The organism is Parendozoicomonas verongulae (assembly GCF_009711465.1).
Lineage (GTDB): Bacteria > Pseudomonadota > Gammaproteobacteria > Pseudomonadales > Endozoicomonadaceae > Sansalvadorimonas > Sansalvadorimonas verongulae.
The window spans coordinates 1-3380 of record NZ_SMME01000667.1; the positions used below are offsets into that span (position 1 = coordinate 1).

7 protein-coding genes are annotated in these 3380 nt (G+C 52.0%); all 7 read right to left on the bottom strand.

What is annotated here, in order from left to right; translation table 11 throughout:
* Nucleotides 1–199: hypothetical protein (locus tag E1189_RS25025; protein WP_230460064.1), on the bottom strand; the 199-nt coding region annotated here is incomplete at its 3' end.
* A gap of 2 nt (nt 200–201) precedes the next feature.
* A complete protein-coding gene (locus E1189_RS02540) occupies nt 202–474 on the bottom strand; it encodes a hypothetical protein (RefSeq protein WP_155158493.1) in 273 nt (90 codons plus the stop codon).
* 10 nt (nt 475–484) lie between these two features.
* Nucleotides 485–883 carry a ClpXP protease specificity-enhancing factor SspB gene (locus E1189_RS02545; RefSeq protein WP_155158494.1) on the bottom strand — a complete coding sequence of 133 codons (399 nt, stop codon included), beginning with the start codon at nt 881–883 and terminating at the stop codon, nt 485–487.
* Nucleotides 884–886: 3 nt separating this feature from the next.
* Nucleotides 887–2110, bottom strand: coding sequence for a phosphoadenosine phosphosulfate reductase domain-containing protein (locus E1189_RS02550; RefSeq protein WP_155158495.1), 1224 nt, complete (start codon nt 2108–2110; stop codon nt 887–889).
* Nucleotides 2107–2478 (bottom strand): hypothetical protein, encoded by a 372-nt coding sequence (locus E1189_RS02555; RefSeq protein WP_155158496.1) that lies wholly within the window; start codon nt 2476–2478, stop codon nt 2107–2109. Before E1189_RS02555 ends, E1189_RS02550 begins: the two co-directional genes overlap by 4 nt.
* On the bottom strand, nt 2475–2786 hold the full coding sequence (locus tag E1189_RS02560; protein ID WP_155158497.1) for a hypothetical protein: 312 nt from the start codon (nt 2784–2786) through the stop codon (nt 2475–2477). The genes E1189_RS02555 and E1189_RS02560 overlap by 4 nt, the downstream gene beginning before the upstream one ends.
* A partial coding sequence (locus tag E1189_RS02565; RefSeq protein ID WP_196221094.1) for a recombination-associated protein RdgC occupies nt 2783–3380 on the bottom strand: 598 nt, incomplete at its 5' end. The genes E1189_RS02565 and E1189_RS02560, both read right to left, overlap by 4 nt.

Genomic DNA, 3380 nt, shown 5'->3' on the forward strand with positions numbered 1-3380 from the left:
ATCCAGTGCTATTCGTATATATTTTCCCGGCATCGGAGTGACAGGTGGCTAGCTTATCCCGGTTACGATATTTGGGTTTTGTTGTGTCACATTTGTGATTTATGGTTTCTGGATCAACAGGGCCGAAGACGATTTCGCAATGCGCGCAGAGGAAGTGCCTTTCTCCTCTTCCGTTAACACCCCATGTAATGCCGCTCATAACTACAACTCCTCAACCCCAATCCCCAGCTCCCGCGCCAAGTGATAATCATCAATTCGCTTTCGCACTTTCATACGCTGAACCTCTTCGGATCTGGCCGTAACTTTTCGCGGCGCTTTTACAGCAGGGCGGGTTTTAACAACAAGCGGGCGCTTATTCGTTTGTTTCTCAACACGTTTGCTGGTGGCCGCTGCTTTCTTTTGAGCCTTGATCTTTTCCTCATTGCGGGCGTAGTAGGCACGGTTGGCTTTTTGTTTTGCTGTGAGCGTTTCCATGGTGGCCACCTTAATTAATAAGCTGCAAAGCAGGCTTTTTGCGCTGGCCGTCTCCCAGCCACTTCGTTGATGAAAGAAACGCCAGGGCGCCAGAAGCTTGTTCAAACACGAACCTGTTCTCCTCGGCCTCCTTTGCATACACAGCCATTACATCCTGCATGCTTGTGACAGAGTGGAACCACTGGCCAGAGAATCGGCATTCAAAGCGAATGAACTGTTCGTCAATCTCAAGGTTGCACACAGCAAGTGCGCTCACATTCAGTGCTACTTGCCCACCACCTGCCTGAGTGTGACCAGCTGGAAGAGACTGCTGCCCCTTTTCCAGATTCACCAGAATGTAGGGCGTAAGACCGGATTCGGTAATCCAGTTAATGGCAGTTTGTACCAGAAAGTATTTCAATGGTTTCATCTCTCAGCCCCCCACAAACATATCTTCAAGGGTCACTCCATCATCAAACATGCGGTGATGGGGGATACTGGCAACGGGTTCTGTTCCATCCCACCCGTCCGGCCATGTGTTCTCGTTGATGAGTTCAAGAATTCTGACTTTCTCCTCATCGTTGAGGATGTCTATCTCTGGGCGGTTGATTCGCCTGGCTTGATCGTTTACCTGTTCCTGAATCCGGCAGACTTCATCCAGAGCCCAAAGGCGAGCGTCCATAGTCAGTGGCCCCATGCGCTGCTGACCTTTGGCAAGGGTGCCGTCCTTTTTGGTTTTGCCAGCAGGCTGGCGCAATCTGTTTTCAGGCTTGCGCAGAGCTTCGTAAATATCAGACAGTCCCAGTAATGGCTTCAGATAAGTCCAGCGCGGGGATTGAATAATGGTATTGAGCGCCTTGTCTTCCTGAGCAAGCGGGCAAGCGGTGCAACCTGTTCTGGCGTTTACTTCTTCCGCTTCATCACCGCCATAAGCGTCGGCGATTGCCGCAGTAGACCAGTCGCCAAACTCATACTCTGGTGCCCAGTGCTTTAACCACTCCCACACGTGACACACACGCCAGTGCAGGATAGGAGCCAGCGTACTGATACGGCCTTTCAAGCCTTTGGCATTGGGCAGAGCTTCCTGAAACCAGCCCTGACCACACTCCGCACCATCTTTACCGCAGCTCATCATGATGCGGTTATCACGAATGGCAGACTCGCCCTGTCGCACACCGGTAATGGTGAGAATCTTTCCAGATTCATCACACAGCTGTTCCAGTGCGGCCTCCATTGGGTCCATCTTGATCTGGCGCGTACACCAGCGCATTGTCCCGTTATTGGGAGGTGGCACACCACGGCCCAGCATGTAAACCAGAAACCGCTTATCCATTTCAGCCATCACACGCTTGAACTCAATACCCCTCTCTTCCAGCTCTTCGGCGATCTGAGTGGCAGCTATGGCCAGTGGTGGCAGTTCCATTCTTGTGTCAGCCAGCAGAACCGTTAAACGCTTAGGGGATGGCAACTTGCCGGAATCAATCAGATAAATGATCAGGCTGACCGTTGCGCTTGAATCTTTTCCGCCTGACCATGTAATCACCCAGTGGTCATGATCAGGACCGTAGGCCTGCATGCTCTGGGCAGTCATCTCAATAGATTCTGTCATCTGGAGGCGATGGCTCACTCCTGAGAAAATATCAACCTGATTACTCATGCCAGCTCCTCCGTAAGAGCGTCCAGCTGGCGACGAATGTCGTGGATAGGGTGCAGAATATCGGTACGGTTCACCTTGAGCTGATCCATCAACTCCACCAGCTGATCTTCCAGTGTGCCGGCAATGGATAACGCAGCTTCCTGATTTGCACCGCTGTCTTCACTCTGGCACTCAAGATCGCACTCGAGAGATTCCACTTCGTCTTCCAGTTCACGGATGCGCTCAAGCAAGCCATCAACATCATGACCTTCGGCTGGCTTCTGGCTAACAGTGTGGTGCTGATGCCATGCCGCCAGAGTGCCTGGGTGAAACGCGTCGTAGTGACAGGCCTCTTCAAGAGTGAGGCTGTAAATTGTGGCCGGGCTCATGCTTCAACCCCCTGATAAGTCATATAAGCCAGCTTTTCCTTAACACTGTTCAGCCATGACTCAGACATTTTGTAATGCATGTAGATGCTGTTGCTGTACACACACTTCTCAGCAGGGTCTGTAACAGAATCATCTGTTACGAATACAGAGACATGATTGATTGCGCCGGATACGTTAACGTTTACAGTCAGGCTGTTTTTCATAGAGCTGATCTGCATAGCCAGCATGGTGATATATGACACCAACCTCATACACTCTGCAGAGACTGGCACGACTGGCATATCGTTAGGGTTCTTGCGCTTGCTCATGCCGCCACCTCATCACTTTGATGTTCAACACCACCCAACCCCATAAACTGATCATCAATCAGCCCTGCCAGCGTGCTGCACATCAGCGTCATATCCGCATCAAAGCGTTCGGCTTCGGTATCTGCGTTCAGGCTGTCTGACTGTTCCAGCAGCGTGTCAGTAAACTTGAAGTTGCTCAGGCGCAGGTCATCATTGAGCTTGAAAGTGCAGGCCGCGTCGTAATGCATATCCAGCTGGCTCACCTGCATACCGGTTCGGATGTGGCTCAGTATTTCATCACTGAGAACGTTCTGACGCTTGGCGCGGATCTCGCCGCCATCGTCGCCCAGGTCTTTCAGCAGAACACTGTCTCCCAGCTTCATCATGTGCGGTACTGATGTGGGGTGTTCCAGCCAGCGGGTCATAGTGCTGGCAGGTGAGTGTTTCAATGCTGGTGGCACGATAGGTAGAGAGCCGAGAACGGAGCGTACAAGGCTGGTGAGCTCTTCTGCTTTACGAAAGCTGGACGCATCCACAACAAACCGGCGAGCTTTCAGATCAATCCATGCCCGTACACGGGTGCGGCGGGTGAAGGCGCGGGGCAACAGATCAAGG

What these genes read in the sequence shown, in the direction of transcription:
- E1189_RS02555 (WP_155158496.1), bottom strand. Translation starts at nt 2,478, where the DNA reads ATGAGCCCGGCCACAATTTACAGCCTCACTCTTGAAGAGGCCTGTCAC.
- E1189_RS02560 (WP_155158497.1), bottom strand. Translation starts at nt 2,786, where the DNA reads ATGAGCAAGCGCAAGAACCCTAACGATATGCCAGTCGTGCCAGTCTCT.
- E1189_RS02550 (WP_155158495.1), bottom strand. Translation starts at nt 2,110, where the DNA reads ATGAGTAATCAGGTTGATATTTTCTCAGGAGTGAGCCATCGCCTCCAG.
- E1189_RS02540 (WP_155158493.1), bottom strand. Translation starts at nt 474, where the DNA reads ATGGAAACGCTCACAGCAAAACAAAAAGCCAACCGTGCCTACTACGCC.
- E1189_RS02545 (WP_155158494.1), bottom strand. Translation starts at nt 883, where the DNA reads ATGAAACCATTGAAATACTTTCTGGTACAAACTGCCATTAACTGGATT.